Raw genomic sequence first — 23323 nt, forward strand, 5'->3', positions numbered from 1 at the left:
AGTTCCCCCCGATGTGACGTGGGGTCCTTCTTTCCGAAATGTGCTCGAAGCAGAACCGGGATAAGGTCCGGGTTCGCTTCGGGAAAAAGGAAGGGAGCGGTTGCCATAACGCTTCGGATTTGGCTGAGCAGTGCGGGTGCGGCCAGCGTTCAGGTCATGCGGTTGCTACGGGAGAACCCTGATGGGGTCGAGGTCACTGTTTTCGCCAGCAATGTGGATCCGAGTGCGGCAGCTCTCTCGGCGTGTGATGTGTCGGCGATCGAACCTCGGTATGTCAGCAACGAGGAGTATGCGCAGTTCGCGCTCGATTTCTGTCGGACGCATCGCATCGACGTGCTCATTCCGCCGCGACGGCTCGACGCACTGGCGGGCCGCGCGGCGGACTTCGCCGCGGTCGGTACCAGTCTGATGTGTTCGCCGCTGTCCGCGGTGACGGCGCTGACCAGCAAGGTTCTCACCTACGAGATAGCCGGTGCCGCGGGGATTCCCGTACCGCCGTGGCGCGAGGCGGCCGACGTCGATGAGTTCTACGCGGCTGTCGACGAGCTTTCGCTCACCGGGGAGACGCTGTGTATCAAGCCCAGCGGTGAGTACTCGGCGTTCGGCTTCCGCATCCTCGACGACCGCCCGCTGACCATGGCGAACCTGCGGGTCGCGCCCCGGCCGGTGGCCTCGGTCGAGGCGGTCGCGGGGGCGATGCGGCGGGCGGCGGAAGAGGGCGAAGCGGTGCCGCCGCTGCTCGTGATGCCGTTCCTCGAAGGACCGGAGATCAGCATCGACTGCCTCTCCGCGTCGGGAGGCGAACTGCTGATGGGTATTCCGCGGGCCAAGCAGGGGCGTTTCCGCATCCTGCTCGACGATCCCGCGCTGGTCGACATCGCGCGTCGGCTCGTACGGCATTTCGAATTGGCCTATCTGACGAATGTTCAATTGCGTTATCGCGGTGGCGAACCGGTGCTGCTCGAGGCGAATCCACGCCCCTCGGCGGGCCTGTTCCACACCTCGTTCGCTGATGTGAACCTGCCATGGGCCGCGGTTCGGCTCCTGCTGCAAGGGGATTCGGGATTGCGCCGACTGCCGCGGCTCGGTGCCTGCCTCGCCGTGGCGGAAGCGGTGATGGAGGTCGCGCCGCAATCGGACGGTCAGTTCCCCGGTGCCGTGCGCAGGAGCGCGGACCTGGTACCCGGTTGATCGGCTGCCGGAGTCGGTCACTCGCCGGTGGTGAACAGGCCCCGCTTCATCGCGACGATGACCGCGTGGGTGCGGTCGTTGACGTCGAGTTTGGCGAAGACGCGCAGGAGATGGGTTTTGACGGTGGCTTCGGCGATGACGAGGCGCCGGCCGATCTCGGGGTTGGACAGGCCGTCGGCGACCGCGCGCAGGACGTCGATCTCTCGCGGTGTCAGGGTGACCGGCTCGGGGCGGCGGATGCGGGCGACCAGGCGTTCGGCGACCCGGGGCGCCAGGACGGTCTGGCCGCGGGCGGCGGCGTGGATGGCGTCGACGAGTTGATCGCGGGTGGTGTCCTTGAGGAGGTAGCCGATGGCGCCCGCTTCGATGGCGCGTTCGATCTCGGCATCGGTGTCGTAGGTGGTGAGGATCAGGACACGGGTTCCGGTGCGGCGCACGATGTCGCGGGTCGCGGCGACGCCGTCCAGAACCGGCATTCGTAGATCGAGCAGCGCAACATCGGGGCACAGCCGTTCGGCGAGATCGATGGCTTCCGCGCCGTCGGCCGCCTCGCCGACGATCCGGATGGACGGTTCGGCCTGCAACAGCGCGACGAGACCCGCCCGCATCACGAGGTGATCGTCGGCGAGGATCAGGCGCAGGGGCTCGGTCACGTCGGTCCGGTCGCGGGGAGAAGGGCGAAGATCCTGGTGCCCTCGCCGGGCGAGCTGGTGACGGCGAATTCGCCACCGAGTTCGGCCAGCCGGTTACGCATCCCGTTCAGGCCGAATCCGCGAGCCTCGTGCGGTGCGAAACCGATTCCGTCATCGGTGATCTCGAGTTCCGGTCCGGCATCGGTGTGGGAGAGAACCACGCTCACAGTGCTCGCCTTCGCGTGCTTGCTCACGTTGGCCAGTGACTCCTGCGTGCAGCGCAGCAGGCCGATTCTGGTGGGTTGGTCGCAGACGATGTCCGCCAGTTCGGCGTGCACGGTCAGCCCGGTGTCTTCGACGAAGCTATCGAGGACCCGGCGCAGCGTCTGGGCGATCCCGGTGCTGTCCGCGGGAGTTCCGCCGACCAGCACCCTTGCCTCGGTGAGATTCTCGCGGGCGGTGCGCTCGATCGACAACAGCTGTTTGGCGGTGGCCGCCGGATCGGTGCCGATGCCGTCGCGGGCCACCTCGGCCAGCACGACGATGGAAGCGAAGCCCTGGGCGAGCGTGTCGTGGATTTCGCGGGCGATCCGTTCGCGTTCCTCGGCCGCGCCCTGCCGCTGGTGGGCGGCGGCCAGATCCGATTGGGTGCGTTCCAGCTCGGCGCCGAGGGCGCGAGTACGTTCCGCGCCCTGCCTGATCACCTGGTCCATCCACAGCCCGAGCAGGACGCCGCCCGCGTATCCGAGCAGGGTGAAGGTGGCATTGCCGGGGGAGAAGATCGGTCCGGTGAGATTCCCGATGAGGGTGGCTACCGCCGCCGCGCTGAGGTAACCGACCGCGCGGCGCGGTGTCGGAGTGTAGATCCAGAACAGCGGAATGGAGACGATGAAGAAGGCCGCACCGCCCTCGAGCAAGATCGCTGTCATGCCGAGGACGGCGACCAGCAGGCACAGAAAGCCGGTGGTGCCGACGACGCGGTGACGCGGAAAGGTCGTCAGCGCCAGATAACTCGCGGCCAGCGCCGTGATCAGGATCCACGTCGAGTACTTCGTCATATCGGTGCGATCGTGCACGGCGATCACGGGCGGGCCGAGGCCGAACAGCACCCAACATCCGGCGTACCACCGGCGCAGAATCCGCATCCGGGTCGGCCTCTCCTCCATTTCGCTCAGCCTACTTTCACCGGCTCGGCGGTGCGGGCGGGGCGGGCGGGCCACCAGGTGCGATCACCCAGCAGCAGCAACATCGCGGGCAGGATCACGATCCGGATCACGAACGCGTCGAGCAGGACCGCGGCCGCGAGGGCGAAGCCCATCTGCTTCATCTCCATGATGTGCAGCGGAACGAAGCTCGCGAACACTGTGACCATGACGAACGCGGCGCTGGTCACCGCGCTCGCCGAACCGCCGACGCCGTCGAGTACGGCCCGGCGGGTCGGCACCCCGGCGCGTGCGAGCTCGCTGATGCGGCTGAGCACGAAAATCTGGTAGTCCATCGACAGTCCGAACAGGATCACCAACAGCAGCAGGGGGACTCGGGAGCCGATCGAGCCGGTCGAATGGAAGTCGAGCAGGCCCTCGGCCCAGGTGTTCTGGAAGACCGCGGTCAACAGGCCCAGCGATGCGCCCGCCGAGAGCAGATTCAGCACGACACCGATCGATCCGAGGACCACGGAGCGGAACGTCACGACGGTCAGGACGAACGTCACCAGCAGCAACGTCGCGATGATCAGGGGCAGCTTCTGTTCCTGGTGGCGCGGGTAGTCGGCATAGCGAGCGACATCACCGGTCACCGCGTAGTCCACGCCGGAGAGGGTGCCGACGGTTGCCGGTAGGTAGTCCGTGCGCAGGCGTTCGAGGGACTGTTGGGCCGCATCGTCGCTGACGTGGTGCTGGACCGGCAGTTCCAGCAGGCTGACCCGGCCGTCGGGGGAGGTGCGCAGTTCGGCTTCGCCCGCGAGGGCGGGATCGGACTCGGCTCGTCGGGCCAGTGCGCGCAGCGCGTCGGTGACCTCGTCGGCTCGCTGCGGCTCGGCCGCCACCACGACCTGGTGCATCGACTTCAGCTGGGGGAACGCGGTAGTGAGCCGATCGAACGTTTGCATGGCGGGGATGGACCGGGGGTGGGTCTCGCGGCCCATGTCGGTGAGGTCGAGGCCGAGCAGTGGCACGGTGAGCGTGAGCATGGCCAGCACCGCGACGGTCAGTGCGGCTACCGGGCGTGCGGCGGTCAGTCGCAGCAGGGAACCGGTGAGTCGGCCGGTGCTCTCTCGCTCCGGTGCCGAGGGCTTGCGGGCCGCGCGCCGCTCGGCTCGATCGGTCAGCACTGTCAGCAGGGCGGGCAGTGCGGTGAGCGAGCTGGCCACCGCGACCAAGGTGACCAGAATCGCGGCGGTCGCGATCGAGGAGAAGACCACGTCGTCGGCGAGATACATCGTCGCGCTGGAGACCGCGACGGCGATCCCGGAAACCACCACCGCGCGCCCGGAGGTCGCCGCGGCCAGTTCCACCAGCGCCCGTGAACTGAGCGCGCCGCCCGCGCGGGCCCGCTCCTCGCGCGCCCGCTTCAGATAGAACAGGGTGTAGTCGACGCCGACCGCCATCCCGATCAGCAGAATGATGTTCGTGCCGACACCGTTGTCGGGGAACAGGTGTGAGGCGGGCAGCGACAGCCCGATTGCCGCGACGATCGACGATATCGCCAGCAACAACGGCACCAGAGCCATTGCCGCCGAACGGAACACAACGAGCAGGGTGAGCAGGGTGATCGGCAGCGCGATCATCTCGGTTCTCGCCAGATCGCGCCCGCGCAAGACTTCGACGCCGCTGCTGATGGAGGGACCGCCGGTCTGCTCGACCTGTAGGTCCGGGTATGCCCGCTGTACCTGATCGGTTTGCGCGCGCAGCGCGGCCACGTGCTTCTTGGCATCGAGTTCGGCGCCCGCCATGGTCACGTCGACGCGCAGCACCGTCCCATCCGGTGAATACACCGCAGCATCAACGGATCTGACCTCGGGCAGGGTCAGCATTCGGTCGATGACATCCTGAGCGGCGTTGTGCGCGGCAGTTCCGCCGCCGGTGATCAGCACCCGTTCCATCGGCGCCTGCTGCAATCCGCCCGAGGTCGCGAGCGCCTCACCGCGGCCCGCCTCGCCGATCCAGAAGTCCTCGGTGGCTGCGGGTTTCCCGCCGATGCCGACCCCGATTCCGACGCACAACGCCACGAAGACGAACCAGCCCACAATGGCCCGCCACGGATGGCGCGCGCTGGCAACGGCGATCAATACCAAGCGATTTCGCATGTCGTCGATGCTGCTCGGGTGGCCGGTGCCGTAGACAGCATCGACCGGTCGAACTTCGTGTCCACCGATCGGTGGACAACCTCTGGCCACATTCCGGAACGGTGTATTCGGTGGCACGAAGGTCACGGGTCGGTAACATTCGTTTTCGCGGTATCACGCCGGGAAAACCGCCGGCTTCCGCGGCAGGGGACGTTTCGCGGGCGAACCGTCGAAGCCCGGAAGTGACAGTTCCGCGATGCCACTGCGTCTGACGTAATGCTTTCTTGCCTGGAGTTTGCCCTCGTCACAGCGAAGACTGAGGGAGCGCGCAGCTAGGAACCAACCAACCGAGTTCACCCGAGAGAAAGGACTCCCCATGTCCGCGAAGATCAGCAAGGCGGCCGCCGCTGCCGCCATCGTTCTGGCTCTTGGCGCTGTCGCCGCTCCCGCGGCCTCGGCTGCCGTGCCCGCGCCTCCCACAGCATCGGAAGTCGGATCGGTGGCATTGTGCTTCCCGTTGGGCAGCGTGGAGATCTGTATCTGATCACCACGCCGTTGTCAGCGGGGGAGCAGACCGGCCAACCCCTCGAGAATTAGCTCGAGGCCGAAGGTGAAATCAGCCGCACCGGAGTGGGTTCCGGCGATGACGCGCGCGGCCAGCGCGTGCATGTGGGGATGGGTTTCGGCGGGAACGAGCGGAAGGAATTGTTGTGCCGCCGAAGCGTATTCGGCGGGGTCGAGAGGGAAGTTGACGGCCTGGACGGTGAAGCCGTAGATGTGGCTGTCCAGGGCATTCCAGGCTCGGTCGGCCTGTTCGTAGGTGAAGCCCGCGGTGATCAGGCAGCCGAGGGTGGCGTCGACGTAACGCAGCATGGCGGGGCCGACGTTGATGCGGGAGCCGAGCAGGCCGGTGGCCCAGCGGTGGCTCAGCAGGACCTCGTGGGCAGAGGCGGCGCGGCGGCGGAGTTCGGCCTGCCAGTCGCCGCCCGCACGGGGGACGTAGATCTCCGCGACCACCAGGTCGATGATGCCGTCGTAGAGGTCGTCCTTGTTGGCGACGTGGTTGTACAGCGACATCGCCTCCACGCCGACGGTCTTGGCGAGGTTGCGCATCGACAGGGCGGCCAGGCCCTGCTGGTCGGCGAGGTCGATGGCGGCGCGTAGGACGCGTTCCCTGGTGAGTGGGGTGCGCGTCGGCATGGGTGTCCTCTCCTTGACCTACTTACGGCGTAAGCGTACCGTTTCGTCTCAGAGACTTACGCTGTAAGTGCGAGATGAGGGACAGTTCTCATGACCGATGTCGATACCGCCTCGATGACCGCCTGGATCGCGCCCCGATACGGCGGGGGTGAAGTGTTGCGGACCGAGATCGTGCCGAGGCCGACGCCGGGGGACCGGGACGTGGTGGTCCGGGTGCGGGCGGCGTCGCTGTGCAGCGGGGACCTGCATCTGCTCACCGGGACGCCGTACCTGCTGCGGCTCGGGTTCGGGTTGCGCAGGCCCAAGCGTCGGATGATCGGGCAGAACTCGGCGGGCGAGGTCGTCGCGGTGGGCGCCTCGGTCGCTGAATTCCGGGTGGGTGATCAGGTTTTCGGTGCGGTCCCCAGCGGCGGGTTCGCCCAGTACGTGTGCGCGGACGCGGGTTCGTTCGCCGCTGTCCCCGCTGGGTTGAGCCTGGAAGACGCCGCGGCGATACCGGATTCGGGAATGACGGCCCTGCAGGGGCTGCGCGGCATCGGCAAGGTCGGGCCGGGGCAACGGGTGCTCGTGAACGGTGCGTCCGGTGGGGTGGGCAGTTTCGCGGTGCAGATCGCGAAGGTGCTCAGCGCGCATGTGACGGCGGTGTGTAGCACCCGGCATGTCGACATGGTGCGCGATATCGGTGCCGATGTCGTAATCGATTACACCACAGACGATTTCACTGTGACAGACGTGCCTTATGACGTGATCTTCGACCTCGCGGGCAACCGTGAACTGCGCGAAATCCGTCGCGTGCTGACCGTGGACGGTGTGTTCATCTCCTCCGCCGCCGCGCCGGGCAACAATTGGTTCGGCCCGATCCGATGGCTCGGTCAGGTGGCACTCACCGACCTGTTCGCGCGACAGACCCTGAAGGCACTGCTCATGCGACCCGCCACCGCCGACCTGCGATACCTGGCCGAATTGGCCGTCTCCGGAAAGTTGCGGCCGGTGATCGAGCGGCGGTTCCCCTTGTCCGACACGGCCCTTGCCATGGCCGCGTTCGAGCAAGGGCACGCGTCGGGGAAAACTGTTCTCATTGCCTGACGTCGCTCAGTCGGTGAGTTCTCCCGCGGTGCGCCAGGATTGGCGTTCCTCGGCGAAGGCTCCCGCCTGCAGGGTGCGGAAGTCGGTGATGGAGTCGGCGTTGTCCGCCAGGAACGTGCGATAGTCGGCCAGGCGGAAGTCGCCGTTCTCGGTGGTGATGTCCACCTTGCCCGCCGCGAAATCCGCGCGAAGGTCGAGTAGCTCGTCCGCCTCGACCGGGTGCCAGCGGATGCGGTCGAAATAACGCAGAAGCCAGGGGGTTTCGGGGTCGGTGGAAAAGCGGTCGACGCCGGGGCCCGCAGTGCCGGTCGGACGTGCCCGGTGGTTCCAGACCTGGGTGGTGCGCCCCACGAATTGGTAGCCGCCCGGGCCTTCCATGCCGTAGATGCACAGGTAGGCGCCGCCGATGCCGACCGCGTTCTCCGGGGTCCAGGTGCGGGCCGGGTTGTATTTGGTGGTGACGAGGCGGTGGCGGGGGTCGGTCGGGGTGGCCACGGGGGCGCCGAGGTAGACATCGCCCAAGCCGAGGACCAGGTATTCGGCATCGAAGACCGTCTTGTAGACATCCTCGACGGAAGGCAGGCCGTTCATGCGTCGGATGAACTCGATGTTCCACGGGCACCAGGGGGCGTCGGCGCGCACGCCGTGCACGTAGCGGGTGATCGCTTCCCTGGTGGAGGGGTCGTCCCAGGACAGCGGGAGATGGACCGTGCGACTCGGGACGACCAGCTGATCGGAATTCGGCAGCTGCGCCTCGGCTTCGGCGAGGAGGTCGAGCAGACGGGGGATCGGCAGGACAGCGGGGTCGACCCTGATCTGGAGTGAGCGAATCCCCGGGGTGAGCTCGATGACGCCACGCAACCCGATCGCGATGAGGTGCTGGTGCAGGGCGTGGACGCGGGCCCGAAGTCCGAGATCCAGGGTGAGCGTGCCGTATTCGACGAGCACGCCGTCGTCGCCTTGGCGGCGGTAGGTCACGCCGGTCTCGTCGTCGACTTCGGTGCGGCGCAGGATGCCGTCGTCGCCGTCGCGACCTGCCGAAAGGACGGTGCCGAAGCAAGCGCGTCGACGAGCGCCGAGTTCCGCCGCGGGGGCGGCGTGTTCGGAACGGATGGGGACGAAACGGACCCTGTCGCCCGGCGTGAGTTGGCCGAGTTTCCAGCGATCGGCGGCGACGACGGTGACCGGGCAGACGAATCCACCCAGGCTGGGGCCGTCCGGGCCGAGCAGGATCGGAGTATCGCCGGTGAAGTCGAGGGCGCCGACGGTGTACGCGTTGTCGTGGATGTTCGACGGATGCAAACCCGCTTCGCCGCCGTCGGTGCGGGCCCACTCGGGCTTCGGGCCGATGAGGCGGACGCCGGTGCGATCGGAGTTGAAGTGGACTTCGTAGTCGGTTCCGATGATGGTGTCGAAGTCGTAGCGGGTGAAGAACTCCGGTGCGCCGTGGGGGCCCTCGGTGACGGCGAGTTCCCAACGATGCGCGAAGGCGGGCTGGTCGGCCATCGGGACGGCGGGGGCGCGGCGGGTCGACGGCGCGCCGAGCGTGAGCGAATCGTCGGCGCGCAACGCGGCACCCGTTCCGCCACCGAACTTGCCGAGAGTGAATGTCGCGGCACTGCCGAGGAACTCGTCGACATCGATACCGCCCGCGATCAGGATGTAGGTGCGCATGCCGGGGCCCCGGATCGCGCCGACATCGAGCACGCCGCCCGCCGGGACCTCGACGGTCCGCCACTGCTCGACCGGGACGCCGTCCACCCGGACATCGGCGACCGCGCCGGTCACGCACACCCACGTCGGCTCGGCGAACCGCAACGCCGGTCCGCCCAGCGTGCACTCCAGCCCGGCCGCGCCCTCGAGGTTGCCGAGCACGCGATTGCCCAGGCGGAACGACAGGTCATCCATCGGCCCCGACGGCGGAACTCCGATGTGCCAGTACCCGATTCGTCCCGGCCAGTCCTGCACGGTGGTCTGCATTCCGGGACGGACGACATCGAGGCGCCGCCGACTGGGCGCCGGCGCCGCCGGGGTGTCCGAAGTCGGCTCGGTCGCACTGGTGCCTGTCGGGTCGACCGTGCTCGCGGCGCGCGACTCGGCCGGGCCGACCGCCTGCTTCGTGGTCGAGTCGATGACACCACTGGGCGCGGGGAGCTTCGTCGGGGCCAGGTCGGCAGCGGGATCGATGGGGGTGTCGGTGAGGCTCATCGGGTCACCACCATGCGGACCGGGGTGGGGTCGAAACCGTTGCAGGGGTTGTTGATCTGGGGGCAGTTGGAAACCAGGACCAGAGTGTCGATCTCGGCCCGGAGGGTGAGCTTCTTGCCGGGGGCGGACAGGCCGTCGACGATGCCGAGCGTGCCGTCGGGTTCGACGGGGACGTTCATGAACCAGTTGATGTTGGAGACCAGGTCGCGTTTGCCGAGGCCCCATTCGAGAGCGGCGGTCAGGAAGTTCTCCACGCACGCGTGCTGGTGGCGGGTGTGGTGACCGTAGCGCAGCGTGTTGGATTCCTGGGAGCAGGCGCCGGCGATGGTGTCGTGATTGCCGACCTCGTCGGCGACCACCGTCATCAGCGGGGTGCCGCCTTCGGTCCGCAGGACGCTGCCGGTGGTGAGGAAGATGTTGCGCTGGGCGGCGATGGTGGCCTGGGCGCTGTAGCGGTCGGTGCGATCGGCGGCGGAGTAGAGCAGGCAGTCGACTGCCTGATTGCCGTGCAGGTCGATGATGTCGAGGTGGTCGCCCGCGCGGACGACGGCCGACCACGGCGCCCGGGCGGGGACGGTCTCGTCGAGGACGACGGTGCGGGTGGCGGTCATGCCGGGACCTCCGTGTTCAGTGCGGCCGTCCATGCGGCTTCGGTGTTCTCCACGGCCCGGCGGTATTCGGGGTCGTCGTTGCGGGTGTCCAGATCCGCGGGGGAGGACCAGGCGAGAAGGTCGAGGTCGCCGGTGGGGCGGTCGTCGAGGGGGTGCGGGGCGTTGGCGACCAGGAGGGTCAGGGGGAGGTGGACGATGAGGTCGAGGGTGGCGCCCGCCGGGCCGTTGCCGGTGGGCTCGATCGCGCCGTCCACCGCGACCACGGCTCCGCGGAACACGGCGATCGAGGGGCCGATATCGCGCGGCTCCAGACCTTGTTTGGCACCTGCCAGGTGGAGTTGGTGGCGGCCCTCGGTGGTGGGGCCACAGAGGGTGTCGTGGTGGCCGTCGGAGTCGGCGAGGACGGTGGCCAGGACCCGGCCTTGGTCGGAGAGCAGCGGATGGCCTGCGCTGAGGTAGGCCTGCCACGGGACTTTCACGGTGTCGGCGACATTCAGCCGCTCCCAGGGGGATTCGGTCCGGAGTAGGAACAGGTGGGCGCAGGTGGTGCCAGCGGGGTCGCTGAGGCGCACTCGGGTGCCTCTGCCGAGCACGATGTTCGCGTAGCCGCCTGGGGGGATGCGTTGTGCGGCAACGATTTTTGTGGGATCTATGTCAGGGGGTGTGTCGGGGGTGGTGATGGTCGCTGCCGCGGCTTGGGCGCGTGCGTGGGCGCGGGCGCCGGTGGTGGAGTGGGTGTTTGTCATCGTTGACCTCCTGGGATGACCTGGGTTCGGTAGTCCCAGGACGGTTTGACGCTGTGTTTTTGGCGCGCTGGCGCGCGCGTGTCCGCGGCCCTGATTGGCCCGCCGGTCAGGCACCGGGGCTTGCTCCTTCGTCGCCTACGCCCCGGCGCCTGACCGGCGGCCCGGCCGCGGACCGGCCACTTCGTGGCCGTCCCTCCCTAGGGGTCGGGAGTGCGGTGGCTGGGTTGGGTGGGTTGTTGAAGACGGGGACTGGCTGGGCGTGGCGGATCAGGTTGTGGCGGGGGCGGTTTCGGTGCGGGGAGTGGGGGTTTTGGCTGCTACTACCGAGCGGTAGACGATGGCGCCGGTGGTGAGGATTACGGCTACCGACAGGGGGCCTGCCCAGAGTTGCCACCAGCTGCCGCCGGCGGGGGTGTAGACCTCGGGGCGGGGCCAGGCCAGGTTGATGACCATGGCGATGCCCCAGACGACGGCGAGGGCGTTGATGGGGATGCCGAGGCGGCCCAGGTGGAACAGGGTCTTGTCGTCGGGGGCGGGCAGGCCCTGGACGCGGCGCAGCAGCAGTGGCACGGTGACCAGGAGGTAGGCCAGGTACAGGCTGACGATGCAGACGCTGGCGAGGGTGGCGAAGATGGCGGGGTTGCCGAGGTTCAGGACCAGCAGGCCGATGCCGAGGGCGCCGATCGCGACGGCGGGCCACACGGGGGTGCCGAAGCGGGGGTGCACGGTGGAGAGGGCCTTCGCGAAGGGGAGTTTGCCGTCGCGGGCCATCGAGAACATCAGGCGTGAGCCGGCGGTCTGGATGGCGAGGGTGCACACGATCACCGCGACCGCGACACAGCCGAGCAGCACCGAACCGGCGGGGCTGTTGAGCTTCGAGGTGATGACGTAAGCCAGTCCACCGGTCGACAATTCGCCGTCGGACAGGCTCGGAGCCGCCATCAGCGCGCCGAGCAGCATGAGGCCACCGCCCAGCGCCGAGACCGCCAGCGCGAGCAGGATGGTGCGGGGAGCGACCTTGCGCGGGTTCTTGGTCTCCTCGGAAAGCTCACCGGCGGAATCGAATCCGACCATCACGTACGCGGCCATCAGGCCCGAGACCAGGAATGCCGCCCAGTACGGGCCGGGGGAGGCCTGGTCGGTCTGGAACACCACATCGGGGCCGCGCTCGGTGTTGGCGAAGAACAGCGCGATGATCGCCAGCACACCGACGATCTCGACGGTGACACCGATCGAATTGATCTTCGACATCAGGTCGATGCCGATCACATTGATGGTGGTGGTGACGACGAGCAACACGCTGCCGAGCAGCACGGCGTTCATCGCGCCGTCGCGGGAGGTGAGCGCGGTGTCGGTGCCGATGAGCTGGAATCCGCTCCAGATCGAGGGCAGCACCACCTGGAGCGCGATGGCGGCCGCGGCAGCGGTCACGACCTGCGCGATCACCATCATCCAGCCGGCGAACCAGCCGATCAGCCCACCCGCCAGCCGCCGCGACCACTGATAGATACAGCCGGAGATCGGGTAGCGGGCGGCGAGCTCGGCGAAGTTCAGCGCGACCAGGAACTGGCCCGCGAACACCAGCGGCCACGTCCAGAAGAAGGCGGCGCCGCCGAACGAATAGCCGAAGCCGAAGAACTGGAAGATGGTGGTGAGGATGGAGACGAACGAGAAACCTGCCGCGAAGGACGCGTAGCGCCCCAGTTTGCGGTGCAGGACCGGCGTGTAGCCGAAGGCTGCCAGATCGGCGCTGTCGCGGCCGAGTTCGGGTGGGGCGGCGGGGGATTCGAATGTCGTGGCCATGTCGGAGTCCTTCAGCGGTTCGGCCAATATCTATCAGTCGATAGTTTTGCGCGCGCGATCGCTCGAACGGTGTCGTGCGTGTATCGACTGGACGCCCCGCGGTAACTTCTGCGTTGCCTGAGTTTCTGTCAAATGACAGAAATTCGACCGCTGGGCATTCTCGCCGGTGAGCTGCCCGCTGCGGTGCAGGTCGTGGCCCGATGACAGAATCTTCGGTGTGGCGAATCTCGGTCCCGGGCGTCCCCGGCTGGAACAGCGGCGCAGGCAGGGAACTACGCCGCGCGCGGAGATCCTCGACGCGGCGGCGGAGCTCTTCACCACCAAGGGGTACGCCAACACCTCGACGCGGGCAGTCGCCGACGCGGTCGGCATCCGGCAGGCATCGCTGTATCACCACTTCGCCGCCAAGGACGACATCCTCGACGCACTACTGGCCGAAACAGTGGCGGGACCGGTCGAACTGGCGCAGCGGATGATGACCGAACCGGACGGCGCGGCGACCCAGCTCTACGCGCTTGCCCTGTTCGACGTGCGCCAACTGCGGACGGCGCGGTGGAATCTGGGCGCGCTGTACCTGCTCCCGGAGTTGCGCACGGAACGCTTCGTCGCGTTCCGGCGACGACGTGACGAACTGCGCGGACACTACGAGCGTCTGGCCGCCGCGGCCTCGACGGCCGCGGGGGAATCCGACGACGCGCGGATCCTGCCGTTCCGGCTGGTGGAGACGGTGATCGCGATCAGGTACGACGAGGGGGCGGCGGGCGTGGACACCGAGCGCGTCATCCCGGACGCCGTGCTGCGCATCGTCGGCTACCCGGGCGACACGGGTACGGTGCGGGCATCGGCCGCGGCGCTCCTCGCACGGCTGGGCGAGATCGCTCCCGCCTGAGAGGCCGTACCCGGTGGGCGAGGAGCGCCGCGATACCTCAACTTCGGATGAACGCCAGGATGTCCTGGATGAGTTCCTGCTGATAGGCGCCGAAGACGCCGTGCGGTGCGCCCGCGTACACCTTCAATGTCCCGTTCTCGACGAGCTCGATCGACTTCAGTGCCGCATTCGCGATCGGCACGATCTGGTCGTCGTCGCCGTGCGCGATGAAGACCGGCACTTTCAGGGCCTTCAGATCCTCGGTGAAGTCGGTCGCGGAGAACGCGGCGACACACTCGTAGGCGGCCTGGATCCCCGCGAGCATGCCCTGGCGCCAGAAGTCGTCCTGCGCGCCCTTCGAGACGACGGCGCCCTCGCGGTTGAAGCCGAAGAACGAGGGAGCGAGCTCCTGATAGAAGCTGGAGCGGTCGCTGAGCACCCCGGCGCGGATATTGTCGAACACCTCCATCGGCAGGCCGTCGGGATAGGCCTCGGTGGCGACCATGATCGGCGGTACCGCGCCGATGGTGACGACCTTGGCGACCCGGTCCACACCGTGCTGGGCGGCGTAACGCACTACTTCGCCGCCTCCGGTCGAGTGCCCGACCACGATGACATCGCGCAGGTCGAGTGACTCGATCAGCTCGGCGAGATCGCGCGCGTAGGTGTCCATGTCGTTGCCCTGCCACGGCTGCGAGGAGCGGCCGTGACCGCGGCGGTCGTGCGCGATGACGCGGTAGCCCGCGTCGGCGAAGGTCTTGCGCTCCAGCGCCCACGCGTCGGAGCTCAGCGGCCAGCCGTGGCTGAACACCACAGGTCGTCCGGTGCCCCAATCGGAGAAATAGATCTCGGTGCCGTCGGTGGTGGTGAAGTAGGGCATTGTGCTGTGCTCCTGTAGGAGATGCGGACGAATAGGTTGCCCATAGTTGTCGAGCGCCGGTGCGCTGTCGCCCACCGGAACGGCCGAAGATCCCGCCATTCCGGCCGAGTATTAGATTTATCGGCATGTCCACACCCCGGAATCGACTACGTCACAGTGCATCCAGTGGTACACGGCGTATCGGGTTTCTCCTGTTCGACGGGGTGAAGGCGCTCGACTACGTCGGTCCCGCAGAGGTATTCGTCGAGGCGAATCAGTTCGCCGATGCCTACGAGATCGTGCTGATCTCGCCCACAGGCGAACCGGTGCACAGCTCGGTGGGCCAGGGAGTTGCTGTGACGACTTCCGTGGCGGACGCGCCCCCGCTCGACACGCTCGTGGTGCCCGGCAGCGAAGTGCGCCCCGCCGAGTTCGTACGTCCCGATCTGGTCGAGGCCGCTCGCGTTCTCGCGGCGCGCAGTCGTCGGGTCGTTTCCATCTGCAGTGGCGCCTTCGTGCTGGCCGAACTCGGGATGCTGGACGGCCGAAGCGCGACCACGCACTGGAAATTCGCCGCCGAGCTCGCCCGCCGGTATCCCCGGATCGACGTGCAGGCGGACCGGATCTTCGTGCGGGACAACGACATCGCGACCTCGGCGGGCGTCGCGGCGGGCATCGACCTCGCGCTCGCGCTGGTGGCGGACGATCTGGGCAGCGACATCGCTCGCCAGGTCGCTCAGGGGCTTCTCGTCTATCTGCAACGTTCCGGCGGGCAGACCCAGTTCTCGACGCCCATGCGCGCCGTCGCCCTGCCGCCCGGTCCGGTGCGCGTGGTCACCGACCTGATCGCCAGGGACCCCGCCGCGCGGCACAGCGTGGTGGACCTGGCGCGATACGTCAATGTGAGCGTCCGCCACCTCACCCGCCTGTTCACCGAGGAGACCGGGCTCAGCCCGGCCGAGTACGCGGCGAATGTGCGCTTCGATCTCGCCCGGGCCGAGCTCGAAGCCGGCAGTTCGGTGAGCCGGGCCGCCTCCGGCGCGGGTTTCGCCAGCGCCGAGGCGCTACGCCGGGCCTTTGTGGCGCGGCTCGGGGTGTCGCCCTCGGACTACCGGCGCAGGTTCGAATCCGAGGCGAGTGCGTAGCGGGTCTCAGCGGGCGGTCGGCGGGGCGATCTGCCAGTGCTGGTTGAGCGCGCCCGCGATCTCGGGCAGCACGGTGATCGGGATTCGTTTGGCGCGCAGCATTTCCCGGATCTCGCTCACCTGTTCGCGCTTGCGCATGTCGTAGGCGCCGGTGACGGGGCGGATCACCGGTGGGATGGACAGCAGTACGAGCTCGTCGGCCGACTCACCGTTCAGGTCGAGTGCCAGTGCCCAGCGGGCGTGCTCGTCGAGGGTGAAGCGGCCGGCGACGACACGGTCCCACGGCACGGTCGACGAGCGGAACGGGGTCCGCGCGTAGATGGCGTGCTCGTGCAGTTCGATGACATCACGGACGAACAGCGCGACACCCACCGCGAACCCGCCGACCGCCCCGACCAGCAGGCCGGTGATCACCCGGTTCACCCCGAACATCGCCAGGAACAACCCGACGACGCCCGTGGTGACCAGGACCGCGATCAAGCAATAGAACAGACTCCGCCTGGTGGACACCACACCGGCACGCACGACCGACATGCGGACCTCCCTCTCCAGCTCGCCGGGCCCGATGCTCGCGCCGATCGGCGAATCACGATTCGTGGCTCACCCTAGCGGTGCGCATCGCCGCGGTCTCACGAGCCGAGCGACACCGCTGCCTCCGAGGTCTCGACGAGGAAGGTGAAGGTCTCCTGGAAGTACAGCTGCACCGTCTCGGCGTCGTGGCTGAGGTAGCCGATCGACAGGTCCTGGCCCAGCGCGAGCTCGAAGTCGCCGCCGCGGGTGGTGAGCGCGAAACCGCCGGAGATCGCCGGCGCCCAGATGATCTCGCCGTCGATCAGCCGCTCGATGTGGGTCCGGATCGGGTGACCGTGATCGGAGGTCTCGCTGACCTGGGTGTACAGCTCGGCGCTGAGCACCACCGAATACGGGCCCTGCACGCCGGCCAGACGCAGGCCGGTGAGGGCGTGCGAGATGGCATCGGGAATGTCGACGACGTTGCTCGGCAGCGCGACGGGGGAGTTCGAGGCGGCATCGCGGATCCCGGTGATGCCCGCGGCGGCGTAGCTCTCGAAGATCGCACGGTCTTCAGCGAAGGCGATCTTCTGCGCGGCGTCCTTGAGGTTGTCGAGGTCGGCGTCGCCCGCGCCGCGCTCGATGTCGTCGAGCTCGGAGCGTTGCAGGGTGAACGGCACCCGCAGCTCGATAACCGGTTGGATCAGGCGCTGATGAGCCTGCACGCCGTCGTCGGGCGAGGCGATCGAGGTGATCCGGCCGAGGTTGCGGGCCGAGAAGTCGAAACCGTGCGGTCCCGATACGTCGACGACCCGGCGACCGGCGATATTGCGCTTGAACGTGCGGGTCGCCTCCTCCTCGATCTGCGACCAGGCTTCGCCGGTGATCGGCGCGAGTTCGCGATGCAGGTTGTTCATTCAATTACTCCTTTTCATCGTGCCGATTGCGAGGGAGCCGTCCGAGCGAGCGGCTGCCGCCGCGTTCGCACGTTCGACGGGGACGATTTCGGGCAGTGTCGCCGGCTCGATCTCGGTGGCCGCCGTGTCGGGTGCGTCGGGCAGGTCATCGAGGAAATCCACGGTGGGAGTGAAGAAGAGCGTGCCGGTCACGGCGAAAGAGAAGTCGAGGATGCGGTCGTAGGCGGCCTCGCCGGTACCGAGGAACATCCGTTCGAGCATGCGTTCGGTGACGCTCGGGGTGGCGGCGTAGGCCACGTAGTAGGTGCCGAACTCGCCGGTGCCGATGGTGCCGAACGGCATATTGGCGCGCACGATCTGGCGTTCGGTGCCGTCGGCTTCGGTGATGGTGTTCACCGCGACGTGCGAGTCGGCGGGTTTCACGTCGTCGGGCAGTTCGTAGTCGGCGAGCTTGGTCCGCCCGATCACCCGCTCCTGTTCCTCGATCGACAATGCGTTCCACTGGTCGAGCGGGTGGGTGTACTTCTGCACGACCACGTAGCTACCGCCGGTGAACTCGGGGTCCTCGTCGCCGATCAGCGCCGCCGAGGCCGCGTTCGGGCCCTCCGGGTTCTCGGTACCGTCGACGAAGCCGAGCAGGTCGCGCTGCTCGAAATAGCGAAAGCCGATCGTCTCGTCGACGATGGTCGCCGCGCCTTTGAGGCGAGCGCCGATCACCATGGCGAGCTCGAAGCACGGGCCCTGAGTTTCGCCTTTGATATGGAAGAACAGGTCGCCAGGGGTGGCCGGTGCGCTGTGGATCGGGCCGTTGTAACCCGGGAAATCGTGCAGCTCAGCGGGTTTCGGGCCGACGAAGAGCCGGTCCCAGGCCGCGGAGCCGATCGAGGTGACGCAGGTCAATCCTTCACCGGGCACCCGGAAACCGATCGAACGGCGCAATCCGGAGAGATCTGCCAAGAGGTCGCGGACCGCGGATTCGCCACCGGAGTCGATGGTGGCGACAAGGAAAATCGCGGACGGCGTGAGTGGATCGAGGATCGGCTGTGGCTCACCCATGGCGTCCACAGTACGGCTCCGTGCCGACAGGTTTGATCAACACCTCGCGGTGTCAAGCAATTCGGGCGATCGACCTGCTATTTCGCGACGGTCAGCAAAAATGTGACGTCATCGACAGCTTTGACGCTGTGCCGGGCGCGCGGCACCACGATGAGATCGCCCGCCGAACCCTTCCACTCGTCGGTGCCCGCGATCAGCACCAGCGTGCCGGAGAGCACCTGGATGGTGGCATCGCCCGCATTGTCGTGTTCGGCCAGGCTCTGTCCCTCGGCGAGTGCGACGACCGTCTGGCGCAGCGCGTGGGTGTGGCCGCCGATGAGGGTTTGCGAACTCCGGCCGCTCGTCGACGTGGCCGCCAGCTTGAGCTGTTGACGGGCCACGGCGGTCAGCGATTTCTTGTCCATGGATCGGGCCTTTCGCAGGCATCTCGCGGGCAGGTCTTGCCAGGAGTATGCCCGACGGTGCCCACGCGTTCGGGCGTTTTGCCGCGACCGTTAGCTGCGTGTTGTCAGCCGCGGGTGTAGTGGCGAATGCGGTAGCGCAGACCGGTTTTCGAGGTCAGCCACGGGGTGTCGTCCGCATGCCATTCCGGGCCGATGACCGGGGCGAACGCATCGCCCGCCACGGTGGTGTCGACCTCGGTGACCAGCAGCGTCGTCGCCGAGGCCAGCGCGGCGCGGTAGATCTCGCCGCCGCCCGCCACCCAGGTGTCGGACTCGCCGGTCATCGTCAGCGCGTCGGGTACGGATGCGGCGCGTTCGGCACCGTCGGCCGCCCAATCAGTCTGGCGAGTGACTACGATGTTGCGGCGGCCGGACAGCGGACGAAAGCTCGCGGGCAGCGAATCCCACGTCCGTCTGCCCATGATCACCGGGTGCCCCATGGTGGTGTCGCGGAAATTCGCCATATCCTCGGGCACCCGCCACGGAATGGTGTTGTCGACACCGATCACCCGGTCGTTCGCCTGCGCCCAGATCAGGCCGATCCGCTTCACACCGCCACCGGCGCCTTGATGCCTGGGTGATGTTTGTAGTCGGACAGCTCGATGTCCTCGTAGGCGTAGTCGAACAGGCTCGTCGCCGGGCGCAGGCGCAGCGCCGGGAACGGGTAGGGCTCGCGGGTGAGCTGCTCGCGGACCTGGTCGAGGTGATTGTCGTAGATGTGCACGTCGCCGCCGGTCCAGATGAACTCGCCCGGCTCGAGCTCGGTCTGCTGGGCGACCATCAGCGTGAGCAGGGCGTAGCTGGCGATATTGAACGGCACACCGAGGAACAGGTCGGCGCTGCGCTGGTACAGCTGGCAGGACAGTTTGCCGTCGGCGACATAGAACTGGAAGAAGGCGTGGCAGGGGGCCAGCGCCATCTTGTCCAGGTCGGCCACGTTCCAGGCCGAGACGATCATCCGGCGCGAGTCGGGGTCGGTGCGCAGGGTGTGCAGCACCTGGGCGATCTGATCGATGTGGGTGCCGTCGGGGGTGGGCCACGAGCGCCACTGCACGCCGTAGACGGGGCCGAGCTCACCCTTGGCGTCGGCCCATTCGTCCCAGATGGTCACGCCGTGCTCGCGCAGCCAGGAGACATTGGAGTCGCCGCGCAGGAACCACAGCAGTTCGTAGGCGATGGACTTCATGTGGACCCGCTTGGTGGTGATCAGCGGGAAGGACTCGGCCAGGTCGTAGCGCAGCTGGTGACCGAAGATGCTGCGGGTTCCGGTGCCGGTGCGATCGGCTTTTGGCGTGCCTCGCTCCAGCACGTGCCGGAGCAGATCCTCGTACTGCGTATCAGGGGTGGCCACGTCTCGCGATTCTACGGGGGTCGGCTCGGTGGATCGGCACCTGGCAAGCTCTTCGGCTATGCGCAAGCTCTACGTGATCGGCATCGGCGCCGGCGACCCCGACCAGGTGACGGTGCAGGCGATCAAGGCCATGCGAAAGGCCGAGGCCTTCTTCGTGATCGGCAAGGGCACCGAGAAACAGGAACTGGTCGACGTGCGTACCACGATCCTGGCCGAACACGTGGACACGCCGCATCGGATCATCGAGATCACCGATCCGCCGCGTGAGCGCACTCCCGCCGACTACGCCGGTGTCGTCGTGGATTGGCACGAACGGCGCTCCGAGCTCCTCGAAGCCGCGTTCGACCAGGTGGACGGCATCGGCGCGATCCTCGTGTGGGGAGATCCGGCGCTCTACGACAGCACCCTGCGCATGGTCGAGCACGTGCTGGGGCGCGGGCGCGCCGACTTCGACTACGAGGTGATCCCCGGCGTCACCAGCATCGCCGCGCTGGCCGCCCGGCACCGCATGGTGCTGCACCGGATCGGTGAGCCCGTCCACGTCACGACGGGGCGCAGACTGCGCGAAGAAGGGCTCGGACCCGGATCGACCGTGGTGATGCTGGACGGTGAATGCTCGTTCACCGAGGTTCGTGGCGACGACATCCATATCTGGTGGGGCGCCTACCTCGGCATGCCCGACGAAATCCTGATCGAAGGCGCTCTGCGCGAAGTCGAAAGCCGCATCGTGGCCCGCCGCGCGGAACTGCGCGCGGAAAAAGGCTGGATCATGGATGTCTATCTGCTCCGCGACGGATCCCGCGCCGACGCACGATGAATAGCTAAACTGGCAACCGTGCCCGAACTGCCGGAAATAGAGGCGTTGGCGCAGTTCCTTCGGGATCATGCCGTCGGCGCTGTGGTCGGCCGTGTGGACGTGGCGGCGTTGAGCGCGGTGAAGACGTTCGATCCGCCGGTCACCGCGTTGTCCGGCCGCGATGTCACCGGTGCGGGACGGTGGGGGAAATTCCTCGGAATGGATTGTGGCGGACTGTGGCTGATCACCCATTTGTCGCGCGGCGGATGGTTGCGATGGGTCGATGAGCCGAATCCGTTGCCACCCAAGCCGGGCGGTAAGAGCCCGCTGGCGCTGCGCGTGCATTTCTTCACGCCCGAGGGCGCCACACCCGCGATCGACCTGACCGAGGCGGGGACGAAGAAACGGCTGGCGGTGTATGTCGTCGAGGATCCGATGCTGGTGCCGGGGATCGCGCGGCTCGGACCCGACGCGCTCGGACTGACCGAGGACGAATTCGCCGCGCTGCTGAAAAGTACATCGCAACGAATCAAGACCGCGATCGTGGATCAGACTCTGATCGCCGGAATCGGCAATGCCTATTCCGACGAGATTCTGCACACCGCGAAGATCTCCCCGTTCGCGAACACCAGAACGATGTCCGCGGAGAAGGTTTCGCACTTGTACACCGCGATGCGCACGGTGCTGCTCGACGCGGTCGATCGTTCGGTGGGACAGGACGCGGCCCGATTGAAGGGCGAGAAGCGTTCGGGCATGCGGGTGCACGCCAGAACCGGCCAGGCGTGCCCGGTGTGCGGTGACACCGTGCGTGAGGTGTCCTACGCGGAGCGGTCCTTCCAGTACTGCGCCACCTGCCAGACCGGCGGCAAGGTGCTCGCCGACCGGCGGATGTCGCGGCTGCTCAAATAGTCTTCTCGCGCCAGGCTTCCAGCAGCCGGAGCCAGAATTCGCTGACGGCGGGAAAGGCGGGCACCGCGTTCCACAGCGTCTCCATGGGCACCCGTCCCACCACCGCGATGGTGGCCGCGTGCAACTGCTCGCCCATATCGGGGCCGACGAAGGTAGCACCGAGAATACGGTCGGCGGCGGTATCGATCACGAGTTTCGCGCGGCCGTGGAAGTCGTCACGCGAGAGCGCGGAACCCGCGACGGCGATGTCGAGCTCGACGGTGTCCACCGCGTGTCCGGCGGTGCGCGCCTCGTGTTCGGTGAGGCCCACGGAGGCGAGTTCCGGTGCGGTGTAGACGACTTGGGGAACCTGCTGATGGTCGGCGCTCGCGGTGAACCGCGAGCCGTCGAGTGGCTTGCCCTCCGCGCGGGCGGCGATCACGTCACCGCACACCCTGGCCTGGTACTTGCCCATATGTGTCAGCGCCACACGATGATTCACGTCGCCGACGGCGTAGAGCCAGTCGCCGGACACCGCACGCGCGGTCAGCTGATCGTCGACCTCGACATAGCCGGCGGGCAGCCCCACCGCGTCGAGGCCGAGATTCGCGGTGGCGGGGCTGCGGCCGGTGGCGACGACGAGTTCGTCGACCTCGAGTTCGCCGTCGCCGAGCACCAGGGTGACCGGACCGCCGTGGAGGCGGCCGACGCCGATGTCCTCGGGATCGCGGCGCGAGACCAGTAACGGCTCGGTGTGGAACCGCACCTCGACGATTCCGGTGTCACGCAAGCCCCGCAGCACCAGCTCGGACGCGAACGATTCGCTGCGCGGCAGCAGGCGGTCACCCCGGACCAGCATGGTCACCTCCTCGGCGCCGAGTTCGGCCAGCCAGGTCGCCGTTTCGCAGGCGACGACACCGCCGCCGATGATGGCGACCCGGCGCGGGACGACGGTCAGGTTGGTGGCGTCGCGGGAGGTCCACGGCAGCGCCTCGCGCACGCCCTGAATGTCGGGGATGGTGGCGGTGGTGCCGGTCGCCAGGACGACGGCGTGCCGGGCCCGCAAGCGCTTCACGCCGTCGTCGGTGGTTACCTCGACGAGTCGTTCGCCGACCAGACGGCCGGCCCCGCGGACGGTGTCGATGCCGGTCGATTTCGCCCACTCCACCTGGGAACTGTCGTCGCGGTCGTGCACGAAGGCGTCGCGGCGGGCGAGGACGTCGGCCACCTGCGGGCCGCTCGCGCTCACCCCCGGCATCGCCTCGCCGAGGTCGAGTACGGCGCCGGGGCGCAGCAGTGCCTTGCTGGGAATGCACGCCCAGTAGCTGCATTCGCCGCCGAACAGTTCCCGCTCGACCAGGGCGGCGGTGCGGTCGCTGCCCGCGATGGCGTAGGCGGCGGCGTTCTCACCCGCCGGGCCCGCGCCGATGACGATGACGTCGTACTCGAGCTCGGTCACTGCAGATAGCCCTCGACCTCACGGGGGGAACGCAGCCCGGTGTCCTCGGGAGATTCGCCGGAGCCGCTGCGGGCGCGCCGCTGCCGCAACAGATCCCAGGCCTGATCGAGCATCACTTCCAGTTCGGCCAGCTGCTTGCGTTCGGCTACCGGGTCGATCTCGCCCGCGGTGGCCTTGGCTCGCAGCGAGTGCTCGTCGTCGACCAGCTGTTTGATCCGCGCCAGAATGTCCTGATCGGTCATGCTCTCACCACTTCGATAGTCGGAGGGGT

24 protein-coding genes are annotated in these 23323 nt (G+C 67.7%); 7 read left to right on the forward strand and 17 right to left on the reverse strand.

Translation table 11 applies throughout. The features are described from left to right. Positions 1-18 precede the first annotated feature (18 nt). The gene (locus tag ACFVVI_RS14845) at positions 19-1191 is read left to right on the forward strand and encodes an ATP-grasp domain-containing protein (RefSeq protein ID WP_379313128.1); all 1173 of its coding nucleotides are present in this window, start codon (positions 19-21) and stop codon (positions 1189-1191) included. Positions 1192-1208: 17 nt separating this feature from the next. On the opposite strand, the gene ACFVVI_RS14850 is transcribed toward ACFVVI_RS14845, so the two are convergent. The 3 genes from ACFVVI_RS14850 to ACFVVI_RS14860 are packed head-to-tail and all read right to left on the reverse strand — an operon-like array spanning position 1209 to position 5127. Then, positions 1209-1844, reverse strand: a complete 636-nt coding sequence (locus ACFVVI_RS14850; RefSeq protein WP_378990839.1) for a response regulator — start codon at positions 1842-1844, stop codon at positions 1209-1211. Next, positions 1841-2989, reverse strand: a complete 1149-nt coding sequence (locus tag ACFVVI_RS14855) for a sensor histidine kinase (RefSeq protein ID WP_387445769.1) — start codon at positions 2987-2989, stop codon at positions 1841-1843. The genes ACFVVI_RS14850 and ACFVVI_RS14855 overlap by 4 nt, the downstream gene beginning before the upstream one ends. A 5-nt stretch (positions 2990-2994) precedes the next feature. Then, complete coding sequence (locus ACFVVI_RS14860; RefSeq protein ID WP_387445770.1) at positions 2995-5127, reverse strand: MMPL family transporter; 2133 nt, start codon at positions 5125-5127, stop codon at positions 2995-2997. 355 nt (positions 5128-5482) lie between these two features. Between ACFVVI_RS14860 and ACFVVI_RS14865 the strand changes: the two genes are divergently transcribed. After that, positions 5483-5650 (forward strand): hypothetical protein, encoded by a 168-nt coding sequence (locus ACFVVI_RS14865; protein ID WP_378990835.1) that lies wholly within the window; start codon positions 5483-5485, stop codon positions 5648-5650. Positions 5651-5664: 14 nt separating this feature from the next. On the opposite strand, the gene ACFVVI_RS14870 is transcribed toward ACFVVI_RS14865, so the two are convergent. Next, on the reverse strand, positions 5665-6306 hold the full coding sequence (locus ACFVVI_RS14870) for a TetR/AcrR family transcriptional regulator C-terminal domain-containing protein (protein ID WP_387445771.1): 642 nt from the start codon (positions 6304-6306) through the stop codon (positions 5665-5667). A gap of 90 nt (positions 6307-6396) precedes the next feature. Between ACFVVI_RS14870 and ACFVVI_RS14875 the strand changes: the two genes are divergently transcribed. Further along, entirely contained in the window at positions 6397-7392 is a 996-nt protein-coding gene (locus ACFVVI_RS14875) for an NAD(P)-dependent alcohol dehydrogenase (RefSeq protein WP_387445772.1), read from the forward strand. Positions 7393-7398: 6 nt separating this feature from the next. On the opposite strand, the gene ACFVVI_RS14880 is transcribed toward ACFVVI_RS14875, so the two are convergent. The 4 genes from ACFVVI_RS14880 to ACFVVI_RS14895 form a co-directional block, all read right to left on the reverse strand. Continuing rightward, positions 7399-9600, reverse strand: coding sequence for a 5-oxoprolinase/urea amidolyase family protein (locus ACFVVI_RS14880; RefSeq protein WP_387445773.1), 2202 nt, complete (start codon positions 9598-9600; stop codon positions 7399-7401). Next, complete coding sequence (locus tag ACFVVI_RS14885; RefSeq protein WP_379318434.1) at positions 9597-10211, reverse strand: urea amidolyase associated protein UAAP2; 615 nt, start codon at positions 10209-10211, stop codon at positions 9597-9599. The genes ACFVVI_RS14880 and ACFVVI_RS14885 overlap by 4 nt, the downstream gene beginning before the upstream one ends. Then, positions 10208-10957, reverse strand: a complete 750-nt coding sequence (locus ACFVVI_RS14890; protein ID WP_387445774.1) for a DUF1989 domain-containing protein — start codon at positions 10955-10957, stop codon at positions 10208-10210. Before ACFVVI_RS14890 ends, ACFVVI_RS14885 begins: the two co-directional genes overlap by 4 nt. A 267-nt stretch (positions 10958-11224) precedes the next feature. Further along, complete coding sequence (locus tag ACFVVI_RS14895; protein ID WP_379318011.1) at positions 11225-12760, reverse strand: amino acid permease; 1536 nt, start codon at positions 12758-12760, stop codon at positions 11225-11227. Between the two features lie 217 nt (positions 12761-12977). Here ACFVVI_RS14895 and ACFVVI_RS14900 point away from each other — a divergent pair, with 217 nt between their 5' ends. Beyond that, positions 12978-13649: a TetR/AcrR family transcriptional regulator gene (locus ACFVVI_RS14900; protein ID WP_387445775.1), complete on the forward strand. Its 672-nt coding sequence runs from the start codon at positions 12978-12980 to the stop codon at positions 13647-13649. Positions 13650-13686: 37 nt separating this feature from the next. Here the strand turns inward: ACFVVI_RS14900 and ACFVVI_RS14905 are convergent, their stop codons facing one another. Further along, a complete protein-coding gene (locus tag ACFVVI_RS14905; protein WP_387445776.1) occupies positions 13687-14508 on the reverse strand; it encodes an alpha/beta fold hydrolase in 822 nt (273 codons plus the stop codon). Positions 14509-14633: 125 nt separating this feature from the next. Between ACFVVI_RS14905 and ACFVVI_RS14910 the strand changes: the two genes are divergently transcribed. Continuing rightward, entirely contained in the window at positions 14634-15632 is a 999-nt protein-coding gene (locus ACFVVI_RS14910) for a GlxA family transcriptional regulator (protein ID WP_387445777.1), read from the forward strand. A 6-nt stretch (positions 15633-15638) separates the two neighbouring features. Here ACFVVI_RS14910 and ACFVVI_RS14915 read toward each other — a convergent pair whose 3' ends face one another. The 6 genes from ACFVVI_RS14915 to ACFVVI_RS14940 all read right to left on the reverse strand — a co-directional run bounded on the left by ACFVVI_RS14915 (position 15639) and on the right by ACFVVI_RS14940 (position 19909). Beyond that, positions 15639-16166, reverse strand: a complete 528-nt coding sequence (locus tag ACFVVI_RS14915) for a hypothetical protein (protein ID WP_101465660.1) — start codon at positions 16164-16166, stop codon at positions 15639-15641. A 95-nt stretch (positions 16167-16261) separates the two neighbouring features. Beyond that, positions 16262-17059 (reverse strand): family 1 encapsulin nanocompartment shell protein, encoded by a 798-nt coding sequence (locus ACFVVI_RS14920; protein ID WP_378993315.1) that lies wholly within the window; start codon positions 17057-17059, stop codon positions 16262-16264. Then, positions 17060-18115 carry a Dyp-type peroxidase gene (locus ACFVVI_RS14925; RefSeq protein WP_387445778.1) on the reverse strand — a complete coding sequence of 352 codons (1056 nt, stop codon included), beginning with the start codon at positions 18113-18115 and terminating at the stop codon, positions 17060-17062. It abuts the gene before it with no gap. A 77-nt stretch (positions 18116-18192) separates the two neighbouring features. Next, positions 18193-18519, reverse strand: coding sequence for a cupin domain-containing protein (locus tag ACFVVI_RS14930; protein WP_101465662.1), 327 nt, complete (start codon positions 18517-18519; stop codon positions 18193-18195). Positions 18520-18623: 104 nt separating this feature from the next. Next, a complete protein-coding gene (locus ACFVVI_RS14935; RefSeq protein ID WP_378993312.1) occupies positions 18624-19109 on the reverse strand; it encodes a dihydrofolate reductase in 486 nt (161 codons plus the stop codon). Further along, complete coding sequence (locus tag ACFVVI_RS14940; RefSeq protein WP_387445779.1) at positions 19106-19909, reverse strand: thymidylate synthase; 804 nt, start codon at positions 19907-19909, stop codon at positions 19106-19108. Before ACFVVI_RS14940 ends, ACFVVI_RS14935 begins: the two co-directional genes overlap by 4 nt. 58 nt (positions 19910-19967) lie before the next feature. Here ACFVVI_RS14940 and cobF point away from each other — a divergent pair, with 58 nt between their 5' ends. After that, a complete protein-coding gene (cobF, locus tag ACFVVI_RS14945) occupies positions 19968-20726 on the forward strand; it encodes a precorrin-6A synthase (deacetylating) (protein WP_378993309.1) in 759 nt (252 codons plus the stop codon). A gap of 18 nt (positions 20727-20744) precedes the next feature. After that, the gene (locus tag ACFVVI_RS14950; RefSeq protein WP_378993308.1) at positions 20745-21614 is read left to right on the forward strand and encodes an Fpg/Nei family DNA glycosylase; all 870 of its coding nucleotides are present in this window, start codon (positions 20745-20747) and stop codon (positions 21612-21614) included. Here ACFVVI_RS14950 and ACFVVI_RS14955 read toward each other — a convergent pair. Beyond that, positions 21607-23052, reverse strand: coding sequence for a dihydrolipoyl dehydrogenase family protein (locus ACFVVI_RS14955; RefSeq protein WP_387445780.1), 1446 nt, complete (start codon positions 23050-23052; stop codon positions 21607-21609). The genes ACFVVI_RS14950 and ACFVVI_RS14955 overlap by 8 nt on opposite strands. After that, complete coding sequence (locus ACFVVI_RS14960; RefSeq protein WP_101465668.1) at positions 23049-23294, reverse strand: DUF2630 family protein; 246 nt, start codon at positions 23292-23294, stop codon at positions 23049-23051. Before ACFVVI_RS14960 ends, ACFVVI_RS14955 begins: the two co-directional genes overlap by 4 nt. Positions 23295-23323: the final 29 nt, after the last annotated feature.

The sequence above is a fragment of the Nocardia sp. NPDC058114 genome (genome assembly GCF_042884695.1).
GTDB lineage: Bacteria > Actinomycetota > Actinomycetes > Mycobacteriales > Mycobacteriaceae > Nocardia.